Source organism: Flavobacterium agricola (assembly GCF_025919725.1).
Classification (GTDB): Bacteria; Bacteroidota; Bacteroidia; order Flavobacteriales; family Flavobacteriaceae; genus Flavobacterium; species Flavobacterium agricola.
This window is the reverse complement of the sequence record NZ_CP081495.1, coordinates 899,426-915,462: the sequence shown is the minus strand read 5'-3', so window position 1 is coordinate 915,462 and position 16,037 is coordinate 899,426. Positions and strand designations below refer to the sequence as shown.

Annotated in this window: 21 protein-coding genes; 6 read left to right on the top strand and 15 right to left on the bottom strand. The window is 32.9% G+C overall.

Annotation, left to right across the window (positions count from 1 at the left end):
- Positions 1-22: 22 nt before the first annotated feature.
- From K5I29_RS04630 to K5I29_RS04585, 10 genes are all read right to left on the bottom strand, one after another.
- On the bottom strand, positions 23-571 hold the full coding sequence (locus tag K5I29_RS04630; protein ID WP_264434691.1) for a mechanosensitive ion channel family protein: 549 nt from the start codon (positions 569-571) through the stop codon (positions 23-25).
- Complete coding sequence (locus tag K5I29_RS04625) at positions 571-1,140, bottom strand: Maf family nucleotide pyrophosphatase (protein WP_264434690.1); 570 nt, start codon at positions 1,138-1,140, stop codon at positions 571-573. The genes K5I29_RS04630 and K5I29_RS04625 overlap by 1 nt, the downstream gene beginning before the upstream one ends.
- The gene (locus tag K5I29_RS04620) at positions 1,130-2,053 is read right to left on the bottom strand and encodes a geranylgeranylglycerol-phosphate geranylgeranyltransferase (protein WP_264434689.1); all 924 of its coding nucleotides are present in this window, start codon (positions 2,051-2,053) and stop codon (positions 1,130-1,132) included. The genes K5I29_RS04625 and K5I29_RS04620 overlap by 11 nt, the downstream gene beginning before the upstream one ends.
- 8 nt (positions 2,054-2,061) lie before the next feature.
- Positions 2,062-2,589, bottom strand: coding sequence for a KdsC family phosphatase (locus K5I29_RS04615; protein WP_264434688.1), 528 nt, complete (start codon positions 2,587-2,589; stop codon positions 2,062-2,064).
- On the bottom strand, positions 2,582-3,337 hold the full coding sequence (locus K5I29_RS04610; RefSeq protein ID WP_264434687.1) for a Rossmann-like and DUF2520 domain-containing protein: 756 nt from the start codon (positions 3,335-3,337) through the stop codon (positions 2,582-2,584). Before K5I29_RS04610 ends, K5I29_RS04615 begins: the two co-directional genes overlap by 8 nt.
- A 68-nt stretch (positions 3,338-3,405) precedes the next feature.
- Positions 3,406-4,155: a triose-phosphate isomerase gene (tpiA, locus tag K5I29_RS04605; RefSeq protein ID WP_264434686.1), complete on the bottom strand. Its 750-nt coding sequence runs from the start codon at positions 4,153-4,155 to the stop codon at positions 3,406-3,408.
- Positions 4,155-4,646, bottom strand: coding sequence for a TlpA family protein disulfide reductase (locus K5I29_RS04600; RefSeq protein ID WP_264434685.1), 492 nt, complete (start codon positions 4,644-4,646; stop codon positions 4,155-4,157). Before K5I29_RS04600 ends, tpiA begins: the two co-directional genes overlap by 1 nt.
- Positions 4,647-4,649: 3 nt before the next feature.
- Positions 4,650-5,690, bottom strand: a complete 1,041-nt coding sequence (locus K5I29_RS04595; RefSeq protein WP_394358585.1) for an ABC transporter permease — start codon at positions 5,688-5,690, stop codon at positions 4,650-4,652.
- A 47-nt stretch (positions 5,691-5,737) separates the two neighbouring features.
- Positions 5,738-6,841: a BT_3928 family protein gene (locus K5I29_RS04590; RefSeq protein ID WP_264434683.1), complete on the bottom strand. Its 1,104-nt coding sequence runs from the start codon at positions 6,839-6,841 to the stop codon at positions 5,738-5,740.
- 13 nt (positions 6,842-6,854) lie between these two features.
- Positions 6,855-7,400, bottom strand: a complete 546-nt coding sequence (locus tag K5I29_RS04585) for a DUF1599 domain-containing protein (RefSeq protein WP_264434682.1) — start codon at positions 7,398-7,400, stop codon at positions 6,855-6,857.
- 84 nt (positions 7,401-7,484) lie between these two features.
- On the opposite strand from K5I29_RS04585, the gene folP reads away from it, so the two are divergent.
- Positions 7,485-8,330, top strand: a complete 846-nt coding sequence (folP, locus tag K5I29_RS04580) for a dihydropteroate synthase (protein WP_264434681.1) — start codon at positions 7,485-7,487, stop codon at positions 8,328-8,330.
- Entirely contained in the window at positions 8,314-8,955 is a 642-nt protein-coding gene (locus K5I29_RS04575; protein ID WP_264434680.1) for an ExbD/TolR family protein, read from the top strand. Before folP ends, K5I29_RS04575 begins: the two co-directional genes overlap by 17 nt.
- Before the next feature lie 60 nt (positions 8,956-9,015).
- Here the strand turns inward: K5I29_RS04575 and K5I29_RS04570 are convergent, their stop codons facing one another.
- The 3 genes from K5I29_RS04570 to K5I29_RS04560 are packed head-to-tail and all read right to left on the bottom strand — an operon-like array spanning position 9,016 to position 10,465.
- Positions 9,016-9,570 (bottom strand): DUF4494 domain-containing protein, encoded by a 555-nt coding sequence (locus tag K5I29_RS04570; RefSeq protein WP_264434679.1) that lies wholly within the window; start codon positions 9,568-9,570, stop codon positions 9,016-9,018.
- 38 nt (positions 9,571-9,608) lie between these two features.
- On the bottom strand, positions 9,609-10,082 hold the full coding sequence (gene rlmH / locus K5I29_RS04565) for a 23S rRNA (pseudouridine(1915)-N(3))-methyltransferase RlmH (protein WP_264434678.1): 474 nt from the start codon (positions 10,080-10,082) through the stop codon (positions 9,609-9,611).
- Between the two features lie 35 nt (positions 10,083-10,117).
- Positions 10,118-10,465, bottom strand: a complete 348-nt coding sequence (locus K5I29_RS04560; RefSeq protein ID WP_264434677.1) for a tRNA-binding protein — start codon at positions 10,463-10,465, stop codon at positions 10,118-10,120.
- Positions 10,466-10,511: 46 nt separating this feature from the next.
- Between K5I29_RS04560 and K5I29_RS04555 the strand changes: the two genes are divergently transcribed.
- Positions 10,512-11,087, top strand: a complete 576-nt coding sequence (locus tag K5I29_RS04555; protein ID WP_264434676.1) for a DJ-1/PfpI family protein — start codon at positions 10,512-10,514, stop codon at positions 11,085-11,087.
- Between the two features lie 32 nt (positions 11,088-11,119).
- Here the strand turns inward: K5I29_RS04555 and K5I29_RS04550 are convergent, their stop codons facing one another.
- The gene (locus K5I29_RS04550; RefSeq protein ID WP_264434675.1) at positions 11,120-12,661 is read right to left on the bottom strand and encodes a CshA/CshB family fibrillar adhesin-related protein; all 1,542 of its coding nucleotides are present in this window, start codon (positions 12,659-12,661) and stop codon (positions 11,120-11,122) included.
- 10 nt (positions 12,662-12,671) lie between these two features.
- The gene (locus K5I29_RS04545) at positions 12,672-13,499 is read right to left on the bottom strand and encodes a hypothetical protein (RefSeq protein ID WP_264434673.1); all 828 of its coding nucleotides are present in this window, start codon (positions 13,497-13,499) and stop codon (positions 12,672-12,674) included.
- 191 nt (positions 13,500-13,690) lie between these two features.
- Here K5I29_RS04545 and nadC point away from each other — a divergent pair, with 191 nt between their 5' ends.
- From nadC to K5I29_RS04530, 3 genes are read left to right on the top strand one after another with little or no spacing between them, the layout of a single operon-like run.
- Entirely contained in the window at positions 13,691-14,548 is an 858-nt protein-coding gene (gene nadC, locus K5I29_RS04540; protein ID WP_264434672.1) for a carboxylating nicotinate-nucleotide diphosphorylase, read from the top strand.
- A gap of 3 nt (positions 14,549-14,551) precedes the next feature.
- The gene (locus tag K5I29_RS04535) at positions 14,552-15,496 is read left to right on the top strand and encodes a YihY/virulence factor BrkB family protein (RefSeq protein ID WP_264434671.1); all 945 of its coding nucleotides are present in this window, start codon (positions 14,552-14,554) and stop codon (positions 15,494-15,496) included.
- A 21-nt stretch (positions 15,497-15,517) separates the two neighbouring features.
- Entirely contained in the window at positions 15,518-15,952 is a 435-nt protein-coding gene (locus K5I29_RS04530; protein ID WP_264434670.1) for a DUF2147 domain-containing protein, read from the top strand.
- Positions 15,953-16,037 lie beyond the last annotated feature (85 nt).

Sequence of the window (16,037 nt, the reverse complement as noted above, 5' to 3'; positions counted from 1 at the left end):
GCAACAAAGTCTGTGCCAAAGGTTATTTTCTCGGCGGAATAGAATCTATCGTTTCAATATCTTTAATAATTTCAATTCCTTTTTGCAACATCATGTTATTCGGGTAGGTAAGGGTTTGCCCCTCATTGGTTGTTAAAATAATATAAAAAGCAGTAATATCTTCAATACGCGCTAAAACCGGAAAATCTTTGTCTTGAACCTTAATTACATCACCAATTTTAAACGGATATGAAAAAAATAAAACAATTCCGCCAGTAATATTACTTAAAACCGACCATTGTGCAAATAATGCAATACCAATAAATGCGGCTGTTGAAATAGCAAAACTAGAAATCTGATCGGTATCTAAACCCCATATTCCGGTTAAAATTAAAGCTAATATAAAGCCTAAAAAAAAGTTGATGTACTTTATAATAAGCGCCGAACGGTTGTTTAAATTATCTTTTAATTGTGTAATGCGCTTTATAAAGTTTATAACCACAAAACGAATGCAAGCAAATATTAAAATTGTTACTGTGGTTGAAATAATTTGCGGTAAAAACGGTTTTATATCGAACGGTAAAAAATCCATTATAAATAATTTTCGTGAATAAATTGATATACTCTTGAAACGGGTAATCCAACAACATTGGTATACGAACCATTAATTTTTACAATTCCTACCTCACCAATCCATTCCTGAATGCCATAAGCACCAGCTTTATCTAGCGGATTGTAATTTTTAATGTAGTAATTGATCATTTCTGGAGTTAAAGCCCCAAAAGTTACTTCGGTTACCTCGTAAATGGTTTCAGTTTTTGCTAAGGTTTTAAAACAAACCGATGTAATTACTTGATGCGTATTGTTGGCTAAAGCTTGTAACATGGCAAAAGCTTCTGTAGTATCTTTAGGTTTTCCTAAAGCTTTGTTTTGATGCCAAACTAACGTATCGCTGGTTATAACTACATCATTTTCGTTTAAATCGGTAAAAACGCTAGCTTTTAATTCGGCTAAGTACGTAGTTATTTCGTGGGCTTGTAAATGGGGAGGATAAACCTCGTTTACTTCTTTAACACAAATGGTAAAAGGAATTCCAAAATCTTTGAAAAATTGTTGCCTTCTGGGAGATCCAGAAGCTAGAATAAAATTTTTATTGGGCATTAAAATGAAAATTTAATTGAATAACAACCAATGCTAAAATACCAAACAGCATAATAAGTTTTAAAACACGGCTTAATGTACTAAAATCACTTGTTTTTTTTGCTTGATTGAGTTTGATGAAAAAATAAATAAAGGGTGCTAGCAAAAATAGTAGGGCATAAGCCAAAACTAACGGAACCGCCGAAAAGTTTAGCAACACATAATAAAGTAAAATTAAAATGGCTAATCCGGTAACAAAAGCAAGAATTTTTGCTGTACGCGAAATGCCTAAAATAACCGGTAATGTTTTTATACCTGCATTATAATCGCCATTTACATCTTCAATATCTTTTAATACTTCTCGAATAAAATTGATAATAAATGCAAAAACAGCAAAATCTATTATAACCGAAAACAAATACCGTTGTTGTTGGTAATTCCCAGAATAGGTAGCAGGTAAAATATCAAAAAAGCCGATAATTAGCACGCTTAAAGCTAATAAAAAAGCAACTAGCAAATTGCCTATAACCGGAATGCCTTTAAGCCAAGTTGCATACAAATACAACAGCATGCTGGTAATAATAAAAAAACCAACAAATGAATTTTTGCCAATTAAATTTGCTAAATAATACCCTAATGCAACACCTACAATGGTAAACGAAACATATAAATAAAAAGCGATATTTTCTGAAATTGAAGTGCCAACATATTTTTTATAAGGCTTGTTAATTGCATCGGTTTGCTGATCTTCAATATCATTAATTATATAACCACCGGCAGCAATGCATAAGGTAGCTAATATTAGTACCACAAATTGCAAATTGCTTAGCGCAACATAATCGGTTTGGTTTTTAATAAAAACAAAGTGAAATACAGCTTGCATTAAGGCAACTATAGCTAAGTTTTTATATCGAATTAAATTTAAATATTTCATAACGTGGTTTAATCGTATTGGGCATCAAATTGTTTCATCCATTTGCCTTGCACTTTCATAACTTGTTCAATTACATCGCGCGCGCAGCCGTTACCACCAGCAATATGTGAAATGTATTTGCTTATTGCTTTTATTTCGGGGGCAGCATCTTGCGGACATGTTGGTAAACCAACCAAGTTCATAATTTTAAAATCCGGAATGTCATCGCCCATAAACAAGCAATTTTCAGGCTTAATTTCATGATTTTTAATATAATCTTCAAAAGTTGCAACCTTATTTGCTGTACCTAAAAAAATATCGGTAACGCCTAAGTTTTGCAATCGTATTTTTACTCCTTCATTGCTTCCGCCCGAAATAATTACAACTTTATAGCCTGCATCAATAGCGGTTTTTAAAGCATAACCATCTTTAATGCTCATAATACGAAGCATTTCTCCGTTAGTGGTAACATGTACTTTTCCGTCTGTTAAAACTCCATCTACATCAAAAATGAATGTAGAAATTTGGTTCATGATTTCTTTATAACTTTTAGACATTACTTTTTATAATAGAATTTGTTAGTAAGGTATATATTTCTTTTTGTAAAGGCTGATTTATCACTTCTAAATGGCTTAAAATGGTTTTTTTATCTTGACGTTTTGCCGGACCGGTTTGTGCATCTTTCGGTGATAATGTTTTAATTTTTTGAGCTGTTTCTTGTATCAAAGGCATTAAAATTTCGAACGGAATATTTTTTTCTGTACAAATATCATGTGCCAAATGATACATGTGATTTACAAAATTTGATGCATAAACCGCAGCTACGTGAATGCTTCTACGCTGTTCAGAACTAATTATATAAACTTTGTCAGATAAAAGCGCCGCAACTTTTTTAAGTAAAATTAAGTTTGGCATTTTAGCCGACTCGATGCATAACGGAACTTCTTTAAAGTTTATTTTTTTTGTTTTTGAAAATGTTTGTAACGGATATAAAACGCCTGCGTTGTTTTTAGAATCAATTACCGAAATATCAGAACTACCTGAGGTGTGAACCACAAATTGATTGCTATATGGTAATTGCGAAGAAACTTCGGCAATGGCATCGTCAGAAACGCTAATAATGGTAATGTCGGCCGGTTCTAGTTCCTCAATACGCGATGTTATTTTAGAAAAGCTAAGTAAGCCTTCTAACATATATGCACGACGGGCATAAACTTTTTGAATTACGAATTCATTTTCTTGTAAAATGGTAGCTATTAGATGCGTAGCAACATTGCCAGAACCTATTATGTTTACTGTAATCATAATGCTAAATTAATTAAAAAAACGCGCAAAACAATCGCGCGTTTTTTACTATTTTTTTGAGTGATTTGTTATATAGCATTTATAATGGCAATAAAATCGTCAACTTGTAAAGCTGCTCCACCAATTAAACCACCATCAACATCAGGTTTGCTAAATATTAACTGCGCATTTTCTGGTTTTACGCTTCCGCCGTATAAAATAGAAACGTTTTTAGCCAAATCTGCACCATAGCTTTTAGCAATAACCCCACGAATATGAGCGTGCATTTCTTGTGCTTGTTCTGGCGTAGCTGTTTCGCCAGTACCAATAGCCCAAACCGGTTCGTAAGCAACAACAATATTTTTCCAGAATTTTTTATCTAAATGAAAAAGTCCGTCACGTAATTGGTATTCAACCACGTTAAAGTGATTGTTTTTGTTACGATCGGCTAATTGTTCACCAATGCAAAAAATAACGGTCATATCATGATTCATGGCACTGTCAACCTTAGCAACTAAATTGCCATCGGTTTCACCAAAATATTGACGTCTTTCAGAATGACCTAAAATTACCGTATTTACTCCAACAGCAGTTAACATAGGTGCCGAAATTTCGCCGGTATAAGCACCAGCTTCTGCTTGATGCATGTTTTGAGCAGCAACCGTAATTTTTGTGTTTTTAGTTAAAGCAGTTGCCTCAGCTAAATTTACAAATGATGGTGCAACAACAACTTGTGCTTCGGTAAATGGTAATTTGCTAATTAATTCGTCTAAAAACTTTGCAGTTTGTGGTGCAGTTTTGTGCATTTTCCAGTTTCCTGCTATAATTTTTTTTGGCATTATTTTAATTTGTTTAATGTCGTTTCTAAGTTTTCGTTATCAGCGGTTATAGCGCGAAAAACTTCAATATCTCCTTTTTTGTTTATTAAAATGTAGCGCGGAATCCAATCTAATTTAATTGCTTGTCCAAATTCGCTTTTCATTCCGCCTTCGGCATAAATATGTTCGCCTTTAATATCGTATTTTTCAATAGCAGCTTTCCATTTATCTTGGGTTTTATCTAAATCTAAAAATAAATAAACCACCTCTGGGTGCTGTGCTTGTAATTCTTTTAGTTTTGGCAAACCTTTAATACAGTCGGGGCACCAAGAAGCCCAAACATCAATTAAAACGGTTTTGCCTTTGTACTTATTTAATATTTTTTTAAAGGTTTGCGTTTTACCATCTAAAAGCTCCATTTTATAATTTAACGCAGTTTCGTTAAATTTAGTTTGTGCTACGGTTACTGCGCTTAGTAATATAAAGCTTAAAAGTATAAATTTCTTTTTCATGTTCTATTCTAATTTAATTTTAGGATCTAAGTAAGCATAAATAATATCTACCAATATATTTATGATAATAAATGTGGTTGCAATTATTAAAACGGCACCCATAATTACAGGCAAATCTAAGGTATTTAAGGCATCTACAATTTCTTTGCCGAGACCATTCCAACCAAAAATAAACTCAACAAAAACCGCGCCAGCTAACATAGAAGCAAACCAACCAGATAAAGCCGTAACTACCGGATTTAAAGCGTTTTTGAGCGCATGTTTTAAAACGATTTGTTTGTTAGAAAGGCCTTTGGCCTTAGCCGTTCGGATATAATCAAAAGATAAAACTTCTAACAGCGAATTTCGCATCAATTGTATTACAACGCCTAACGGGCGAATGCCTAAAACAACTGCGGGTAAAATTAAATTTTTCCATGCTAGGTGTTTTCCTTCTCCAAAATCGTCAACTTCAACCAAACTTCCGCTCATGTTTAGGCCTGTAGTTTCATGCAACAAATAACCAAAAACAAAAGCAAATAAAATAGCTGCAAAAAAAGACGGAACGCTCATGCCCAAAGTACTTATTACAGCAATGGTTTTGTCGAGCCATGTGTTTTTATAAAGGGCAGAAACAATACCTAATGCAATGCCAATAATCACAGCAATAATAATGGCAGAAAATGCCAATATTATAGTATTAGGCAACGTATCTGCAATAATTTGACTTACCTTTTTACCGTTTTTCTGAAAGCTTTCGCGTAAATAAGGTGCTTTTAAAGCCAAGTTTCCTGCTCCTAAATTAATTTTAGCCGCAACTTGATATTTATTTGGTGCCAAATGGGTATAATTTTCGGCATCATTGCTGTGAAAAGAAATAGGAGATAGATCGTTTAAATAATACACATATTGTGTAAAAACAGGTTTATCAAGCCCTAAGTTCTTTCGTATTCGCGCTAATTGTTCAGAATTTTCATTCTGATCCAACATCATTCGTGCCGGATCACCAGGTAAAACGTTAAACAGTAAAAAAATTACTGTTACAACCCCGAATAAGGTAACCATTGCATAACAGCATTTTTTAAATAGATAACGAATCAAGTTTTTTTAAATTACAGATTAATTTGATCTAAATCGTTAAAGTGTTTTTTATCCATTATTACACCTTTGTTTAAAACTACAATGCTTGGATTTGCACGTTCAATGGTTTTTATGGTTGTACCATCGCAAAAATAAAAATCGTACGTTAGTTTTAAATTGTTTTTAATTTTAGCAATATTCTCGTCGTTAGTAGCGGTTAAAGCTAAAACTTGATATCCTTTTTCTTGGGCTTGTTTTGTAAAATCGTTTAAAGCAACTAAAGCTTCTTCATCTGATTTTGTTAAATCATAAGCCGTGTATAAAACAACTTTGTCCTGATTTAAAACTTGCTCAGTATAATCTTGTCCATCTTTCTCGATTGAAAAATCGTGAATAGGCGCTTCGTATCCTTTTTTAATTAGTTTTGATTCGCTAGAAACAAATGTTGCACCTTCTGGCACACCGTTGCTCATCATTTCATTATAACTAATTGGCGTATCAACTCCGTTAATATTGTAAACAAAAGTCATTTCAAATTCATCTTTTGGTGCATCTGCAGGAATCTCCATTCCCTTTGCGATATCGGTTCCAACTTTATACGCTCTGAAATCGGTAATAGGAAGGTGATTTAAAACGTAATATGCAATAAATAAACAAATTGTGTACGAAATAAAAATAGTAAATAAAGCCTGAACATTATCTAATACTGGTTTTATATATTTTTCACCTGCCATTAAAATTAAAATTAGTACCAATAAAACAATATCTTTTGTGAATGATTCCCACGGAGTAAGTTTTATGGCATCTCCAAAACAACCGCAGTCGGTTACCTTATTAAAATAAGCTGAGTAAAACGTTAAAAAGGTAAAAAACACAATTAGCCCCAATAACAACCAATTTACCAATTTGGCTTTGTAACCTAATAGTAGGGCAACCCCTAAAACAATTTCAAAAATTACAACAACTACGGCAAATAGTAAAGCGAATGGAATGAGGAAAGGAAGGTTTAAAACCGATTCCGAAAAATATTCTTCTAGTTTAAACGAAAAACCAACCGGATCGTTCAATTTAATTAAACCAGAAATTATAAATAAAATTCCAACAAAATATTGTGCAAACTTAACTAGTACTTTCATAATGAATTTGGGATTATTGTTTGTTAAAACCTAAATGAATTAAAGCAAAAACGGCGTAGTTAATCATGTCCTGATAATTGGCATCAATGCCTTCAGAAACAAGCGTTTTACCCTGATTATCTTCTATTTGTTTTACGCGTAAAATTTTTTGTAAAATAATATCGGTTAAAGAGCTAATTCGCATATCGCGCCAAGCTTCGCCATAATCGTGGTTTTTATCTAACATTAGTTGCTTGGTAATAGCAATGTTTTTGTCGTACAAATCAGTCGCTTCTTCATTACTTAAATCGGGTTGATTGGCATAACCTTTTTCAATCTGAATTAATGCCATTACCGAATAATTAATAATGCCAATAAATTCTGCCGTTTCGTCTTCATCAATTTTGCGCACCGCGTTTTCTTGCAAACTTCTGATGCGTTGCGCTTTAATGAAAATTTGATCGGTTAATGATGGCAATCTAAAAATGCGCCATGCACAACCATAATCTTTTAATTTTTTAGTATATAAATCGCGGCAAGCCTGAATTACCTGATCATATTCGGCAGATGTGTTATTCATTACGTATATTTGTTACAACTTTTTTCAAAAGTAACGATTTAGAAAAACAAATACAATATTAAGATTACGAATACCCAATATAAAATGAGAACAACAATAAATTGCAAAGGAAAACTAATGAGTTTTGACGAGCCAAAAGTAATGGGAATTTTAAACATTACCCCGGATTCGTTTTTTGATGGTGGAAAGTACAAATCGGATGCTGATTTTTTAAACCAAACCGAAAAAATGTTAACTGAAGGTGCTGCAATTATTGATGTTGGCGCTTATTCTTCACGTCCGGATGCGGTTTTTGTTTCGGAACAAGAAGAAATAGAACGTTTAATACCAATTGTTAGCGCTATAACACAACGTTTTCCGGAGGCGGTTTTATCTATAGATACGTTTCGTGCACAAGTTGCCCAAGCTGCCATTGATGCCGGTGCTGCTATAATTAACGATATTGCTGCTGGTTTGTTAGATGATAATATGTTGGCTGTAGTTGGTAAAAACAAAGTGCCTTATATTATGATGCACATGCGTGGTAACCCGCAAACCATGAAAGATTTGCATCAATATGAAGACATTACTAAAGAAATGATTCAGTATTTTTCAGAACGTATTGCAGCAGCTCACGCACATCAAATAACCGATATTATTATTGATCCGGGATTTGGTTTCTCTAAAACAACCGATCAGAATTACGAAGTGCTAAATAATTTAGATGTTTTTCATATCTTAGAATATCCAATTCTTTCGGCATTATCTCGTAAATCAATGATTTATAAATTTTTAGGCACAAAACCAGCCGAAGCATTAAACGGCACAACGGTTTTACATACCATATCTTTGTTAAAAGGTGCTAAATTATTACGAGCTCACGATGTTAAAGAAGCGGTAGAATGTATTAAATTAGTAAACCAAACCATAAAACATGAAACTATTTTATAGCTTACTTGGCTTACTTGTTTTAGCAAGTTGCAAAAAACAAGCCATTTACGTGCCGCAATCTGACGTAACTTTACTTACCGAAATGGCCGATTATTCTAACATTGCTATGTTGTACAACCTACAAAACGATTCTGTACAAATTGATGTAAAAGATGATGCAACCATAACGCAAACCAATTGGTTATTTGAGGTTGATAAGCGCTTGCCTTTGTATTTAGTAATTCCGGAAGTTAAACGCTTACAAGATAAAAAGTACAAAAAAGCGGCCGAAGAAATGATGCCTAATTTTTATACCTACATGGATACTGTTGCCAAAACCGTAGCATTTATGCCCATTGAACATGTGGTTTACGAATTAGGTGCAAAACCCAATCTGCAAGAAAATGCAAGAACAAACCAAATTTTAACAATAGATAAAAACGGAGCTGTTTTTTTAGCTGATGAATTAGTTGATTTAAAGCAGATTAATGCTGTTTTAAATCAAAAATTTCCTGAGCAACCTGTCGTTTTATCTTTGGCTTTTGATAAAAATATAACCTTTGAAACGTATTTGCAAACCAAGCTTAACTTAACAAAAATTAGTTTGCCCAATGTGCGAATTGCCACAACAGAAATGGTTTATTAATAAAAAAATCCTTTAAATATTAATTTAAAGGATTTTTTTATGGTTTAATCTTTTTAAGATTTATTGATTTTCTGCAGCTAATAAATCGGCAGTAGTTTCTTGCACGTAATTATCAATTTCAACTTTTGGTTTAGAAGCTTTTATAGCATTAAAGCGCTCTACTTGTTCTAATTCTTTTTCAGTTCCACTAAAATAAGGAAAAACATCTACAATCGGCGATTCTGAGATTGCTGGAATACTATATTCTCCTAACGTTGTTTTCATTACTTCAGTTGTATTATCAAAAGCTTCTTTTACATCATTTGCCTGAACTAAAATGTATAAATTAGACTTACGTTCTTTACCGCTTTCTTCATCAAAAGCAATTAATGAAACTTTAGATTTAAACCAACGATCGGAATTTTCGAACGGATGAATTTCTGAAAAATTTGCAGTTTTTATTGTTGTAATTTTAAATTCTTCACCAACATAAGCGCTCATTTCTTCGCTAATTCTAGATTCGGCTTCGGTGTACGACATGGCATCAACCAAATATATTTCGCTAACTAATTTTTGTACAGCATTATCATCTAATTTTCTGTATTTTACTTTACATTCATACCAAGTTGTACTCATAATTATATTTTTAGGGCTTAAAAGCTTTTTAATTGATTTTATTGATGATGATACGGTTCGTTACGTAAAATGGTAAAACCACGATAAATTTGTTCAATAACAAATAAACGCACCATTTGATGAGAAAAAGTCATTTTTGATAAAGAAATTTTACCTTTAGCTTGCTGGTAAACCTCGTCCGAAAATCCGTAAGGTCCGCCAATTACAAAAACTAAGGTTTTAATACCGGCGTTCATTTTTTTCTGTAATTCATCAGCAAAAGCAACCGAGCTGAAGTTTTTGCCGTTTTCATCTAATAAAATTAAATGATCGGTAGGTGCTATTTTGCTTAAAATAAGTTCGCCTTCTTTTTCTTTTTGTTGTTTTTCAGATAAGTTTTTAACGTTTTTTATATCCGGAATTATATCTAAATCAAATTTTATGTAAAAAGAAAGGCGCTTGGTATATTCATCAATCAAAGCTTGTAACGCTTTATGATCTGTTTTGCCTATCGCTAAAAGCTTAATGTTCATAGTTGTTTTTTTGCAAAAGTACAATTTTTATAAGCTTATGCAATGCAATCGCCATTATTCGCTTTTAAATTAGGTTGTATTAATGTTACCTGATTGGATTGATTTAAAATGCCTAAAACCAAACATTCGCTCATAAAATTAGCAATCTGCTTGGGGTCAAAATTAATAACAGCAATTATTTGTTGGTTAATTAGCTGCTCGGGCATATAAAAATCAGTAATCTGCGCTGATGATTTTTTGATGCCGAGTTCTGAACCAAAATCAATTTCTAGCTGAAATGCTGGCTTTTTTGCCTTTTCAAAAATTTTTGCAGCTTTTATTGTACCCACGCGTATATCAACTTTTTCAAAATCTTGCCAAGTAATATTTGGTTTTTGTTTCATTATTATTGCTTATATTTAAAATATCTAATCACTAAAATAATAAAATATGAGCAAAAAAGTACTAATGCTAGCAGGCGATTTTGTAGAGGATTATGAAATTATGGTGCCTTACCAAGCGTTGTTAGCGGTAGGAGTAGAGGTTGATGTTGTTTGCCCAGATAAGAAAAAAGGCGATACGATTGCAACTGCAATACATGATTTTGTTGGATTTCAGACCTATGTAGAATTACGAGGGCATAATTTTGTTATAAACAAAACGTTTACCGATGTTAAGGTTGAAGATTATGACGGGCTTTATGTTTGCGGCGGTCGTGCACCAGAGTACATTCGTTTAAACAAACTGGTTTTAGATTTTACTAAACATTTTTTTAATACAAATAAACCCGTTGCTGCTATTTGCCACGGTATTCAGATTTTAACTGCAGCTCAAGTAATTCAAGGCAGAAAGCTTACAGCTTATCCTGCGGTTGGACCTGAAGTTACTTTGGCAGGTGGAACTTATGTTGATATTGCGGCAGATCAGGCTGTTGTTGATGGGAATTTAGTTACTTCACCAGCTTGGCCTGGGCATCCGGCAATTTTAAAAGAATTTTATAAGTTGTTAGGTGTTAAAATAGGGTAATAAAAAAAGGTTCTCGTTACGAGAACCTTTTTTTATTTAGCATTACTTTTTAGTACCGGGTTGGTAACCGCAGGTGCTATAATGTATATTTTATGATCTTCTACTTCGCCGTTTATGGCAGCGCTAATAGGGCTAGAAATTTCGTTGAATTGTTCTGCAATTCGTAAACGAACAAACGTATTACGTTGCGTTCTTTGTTCAGGAATTGTCCATTCTAAAGTTGCAATTCCGTTTTGGTTTGGTGAAATAGTAGCAAAAGCAAATTCAAAATGCGAATCGTTACTTCTTGAAAAACCACCTGTTCCAGCTATTTTAATCGTTTCTGGACCATTGCTTCCAAACTTACCATCCCCATTCAAATCTATCCAAGCTGTTATGTAACCGCTGGTTTGAGAGTGATAAGGAATTTTAGCAATAATTTTTTGTCCTTCCTGATAAAATGCAGCTTTTAAAGTAAATTGTTTAAATTCTGCTGGCCATGCATCTTCTTCATTTGTTCCTTTTCCATCACCGTCAGCTTGAATTCCGTGCACAGAACCAACGTTTGGCTCTGCTTTTGCAGATCCTAAATAAGATGTTGCATTGGGTAATATATCGGATTCTTTGTAGTTTTCTTTATTAATATTTACAGATTTATTGCTATAAAATGGCCAAGATTCAAACCAACTTCCAGATGATATATTGTTGGAACTAAAAGTGCCACTGCCTATTCCGTCATCAGATAAATCAAATCGCTCTAAAGTATGTATTGGGGAACCATAGGATTCGGGGGCATCGCCTAAATCTACACCAGGTGTGATTAACCCAATAGCAACTGCTTGATGTCCTGATCCTTTTAAATAAAAGTCAACACTTACTTCATTTTCATTATTACTGTTATACGCTGAATTATTAAATTTAAGTACAGCTAAAGCAGCAGTTTCGTAATTATTACCTGGTCCAAATTGAATAATATTTCTAGAATTATCTTTTCTAATTAAATATTCACTTCTTTCTGTACGCTTCTTGACTTCTAAAATCTTCCATTCTCCTTCACCTTTGGCTCTTATAAATTCACTACCATCCATAGATTCTGCATCCGCAACAACCATTCCTTTTAACTGAACAGGGATTCCGCTAATACTTGCCTTCACTTTTACTCGAAAATATGACGATTGTCTGTCAGTATTATTTGCAATTCCAGCAATTAGCCTGTTTTTTTGATCAGTACCACCAATATTATACCAATTGTCCATAGAATCTCCTGAATAATTTCCTGGTCGGTAAGTTTTAATCCTCATATTTCTATTGTCATTTAGCATTTCAATAGTTGCTTCAACGCAAAGGTATTTGTTGTTACCTAAAGGAATAGAAGCAAAAGATTTGTCTCCGTCTTTTAATATAACATCTGGAGTTCCAAAATCGTAACCTGTTGTTTTGCCTCCCCAAGTTAACCATAAAATATCGTCTTTATATTTCCCGTCAGAATTTGTAGCATAAGCAGAGGTGATAACAACATTTCTGTTTTGAAAACACGGTTGTGCTTGTAAAGCAACAGTAAAAAATAATACAATAAGTAAATAAAAATTTCTCATAGTATATTATTTAAGGTTTTACTGCAAATACAATATTCATGAATGAGGATGCGGTAACATCAGCATTTGATTTAATGCTATAGGTTAAAACACCATTGTTATCAACCTGAACATTTGTAAAAACATTTTCGTCGTACCAAGTAATGTAATAATCTAATTCATTTTTAGCTAAAACCGGTAAGCTTGTTGTAGCCGAAGCATTTTTTGCTTTTGGAGCTCCGAACTGAGATTGATATTTACTATATAAATCTATTTTACCTAATGTTTCTCCTGTTGGTACATAATCAGCGTGTGTCGGTACAACAATAGAAGGCATGTAAAAAAACTTAGGCATGGCAGCTTTTAAAGCTTTCATAACATTGTTTGCGTCTAAAGCTATTAAAGTTTCGTTGTTTTGTTGTACACCATTTTTTGGTAAACCAGAAATAGCTAATGATCCACCGTCTGTAATATTTAGATTTGTATCTTGATTAATATTTCCGCCTAAAACAACTTCGGTACCTTTCATGGTAATTCCGTTATCTGCAGTGTAAGCACCTGCATCACCTGTGTTTAGCATTTTAACCCACATTGAGCCATCCCAATAATAATATCCGTCTCCTTGTTTAAGAGTTGAATTTGTATTAAAAATTAACAAACTTTTTTTGGGATTACCGTTTTTTATCGTACTTTTATCAAACAAATCTGTAAGATAAATCTGAGGTATTAAAATACCGCTATTTGACGAACTAATGTCAAGAATTGAAGATTGATCTGGAGTCGTAGTATTGATTCCAACTTGAGCCATTGCACCTATTCCCCAATATAGTGCAACAAGCGTTCCAAAGAACTTTTTCATAATTTTATTTTCCCTTTTATTGGGTGCTAAATTAATAATTATTACGATAAGTATTACAAAAAAATGATTTTTATCATTTTTTTGTAATACTTAAGCTATTAATAGCATTCTCTTAATCAAAATAAGATTGTAATTGTCGTATTGTGAATAATTGTATATTTGAAATGTTAAAAATATAAAACATAAAATAAATGGATTGGTTTAAAACCCTTGATAAAGAGCTAGATATAATAATAGAAAACGCTTTAAGAGAAGATGTTGGTGACGGAGATCATTCTTCTTTAGCCTGCATTCCTGCTGATGAAATAGGCAAAGCGCAGCTAATTTGTAAGGATAATGGGGTAGTTGCAGGAGTTGAATTTGCAAAAATTACATTTGCAAAAGTTGATCCTACTCTAAAAGTTAACATTTTTAAAAAAGACGGCGAAAAAGTACAATATGGTGATGTTATTTTAACAGTGGAAGGATCTTCTTTATCCATATTAAAAGCCGAACGATTAGTTTTAAATGTAATACAACGCATGAGCGCTGTAGCAACTAAAACAAATAAATACGTGCAGTTACTACAAGGAACTGGAACTCAAATTTTAGATACGCGTAAAACAACTCCTGGAATTCGTGCTTTAGAAAAATGGGCAGTAAAAATTGGTGGTGGCGAAAACCATCGTTTCGGTTTGTACGATATGATTATGTTAAAAGACAATCATATTGATTTTGCCGGTGGGGTTTCTGCTGCAATAAACAAAACAAAAAAATATTTAGCAGCCAACAATAAAGATCTTAAAATTGTAGTTGAAGCTAGAAGCCTTGATGAAATTGCAGAAATTATGACGCATACGGGTATTTTCAGAATTCTAATTGATAACTTTAGTGTTGAAGATACCAAAAAAGCAGTACATTTAATAGGAGATTATTGTGCAACCGAATCTTCTGGAGGAATAAACGAAACAACAATTCGTGATTATGCCTTATGTGGGGTTAATTACATTTCCAGCGGTGCTTTAACGCATTCGGTTTCTAATATGGATTTTAGTTTAAAAGCAATGTAAATAATGTTTGAAAATAAAAATAGAAAAATCTTAAAATACACTTGGGTCAGAAAAGCAATTCGCTTTCTAAATTCTATTTATTTTCCTGGGCTAAAAGGGCTTTCTATTTATCGTTTTTTTCAAATCTATTTAACCGGAATTTTTAGGGGTGCCTTTTCATATCGGGCTGGATCTGTAGCTTTTAGTTTCTTTATGGCTATGTTTCCGTTTATTTTATTTATTTTAAACTTATTGCCTTTTGTGCCTTTGGAAGGTTTTCAGCAAAACTTTTTAGATTTTATTGCCGATAATGTTCCGCCAACCACCTTTGGTGCAATTGAAGGTGTAATAAAAGATATTTTAAACAACAGCCATCGCAGTTTAATTTCGTCCGGATTTTTTCTGTCAATTATTTTAATGGCAAATGGTATTAATGCCATTTTGGGTGGATTTCAATCCTCATATCATATTAGTCAGTTAAGTTCTAATCGGTCGTTCTTAAGGCAATATTTTGTTGCGGTTGTTTTGTCATTGGTTATCAGTGCTATTTTAATTGTGGCAGTAGCTGCAATTGTAGTAACCGAATATTTTGTGCATCATTTTTCAGAATCTATCCCAATAGATGAATTGTATGTAATTCAAGTTTCGCGTTATTCAATTTTGCTGTTTTTAATTTTGGTTGTAAACTCATTAATTTTAAAATTCGGAACCAAGCATACCAAATATTTGCCGTTTTTTAACGCAGGTTCGTTATTTTCAACAGCATTAATGGTTTTAGGTTCTTATGGTTTTGGTATTTATGTAACAAAATTTGCAAGATATAATGAATTTTATGGTTCAATAGGTGCAATATTAGTATTAATGATATATATTTGGATTATTAGTATTATTATCCTATTAGGTTTTGAGGTAAATGCATCTATTAATAGTTATCGTATTTCTAAACAAACCACAAAATTAGATTCGTAAATTAACAAACAAACTAAAACTATGAAAAAATTATTAGTAACCTTAACGTTTGCAGTTGCTTGCACAGCTGTTGGTTTTGCACAATCTGTTGCAGGAAAATGGAAAACATTTGATGATAAAACGGGCGAAGCAAAATCTATTGTAGAAATTACCGAAGTAAATGGTAAGCTACAAGGTAAAATTATTGAAGTTTTAAATCCGGCTAAAAAAAATAACGTTTGTACCGAATGTAAAGGTGCAGATAAAGGTAAAAAGCTAGAAGGATTAACCATTATTAAAAATATGGATAAAGATGGGGCCGAATATTCTGGCGGAAAAATTTTAGATCCAACCAATGGTAAAGAATACAGCTGCATCATAAAACTAAATAAAGATAACGCAGATAAGCTTGATGTTCGCGGATATATTGGTATGTCATTCGCTGGCCGTACGCAATATTGGACACGCGTTAAATAAGCAAGTAAACATAAAAAAAACACTTTCTAACTTAATTAGGAAGTGTTTTTTTTTTCTACGATATTTGTATAAATACAATTGCCTC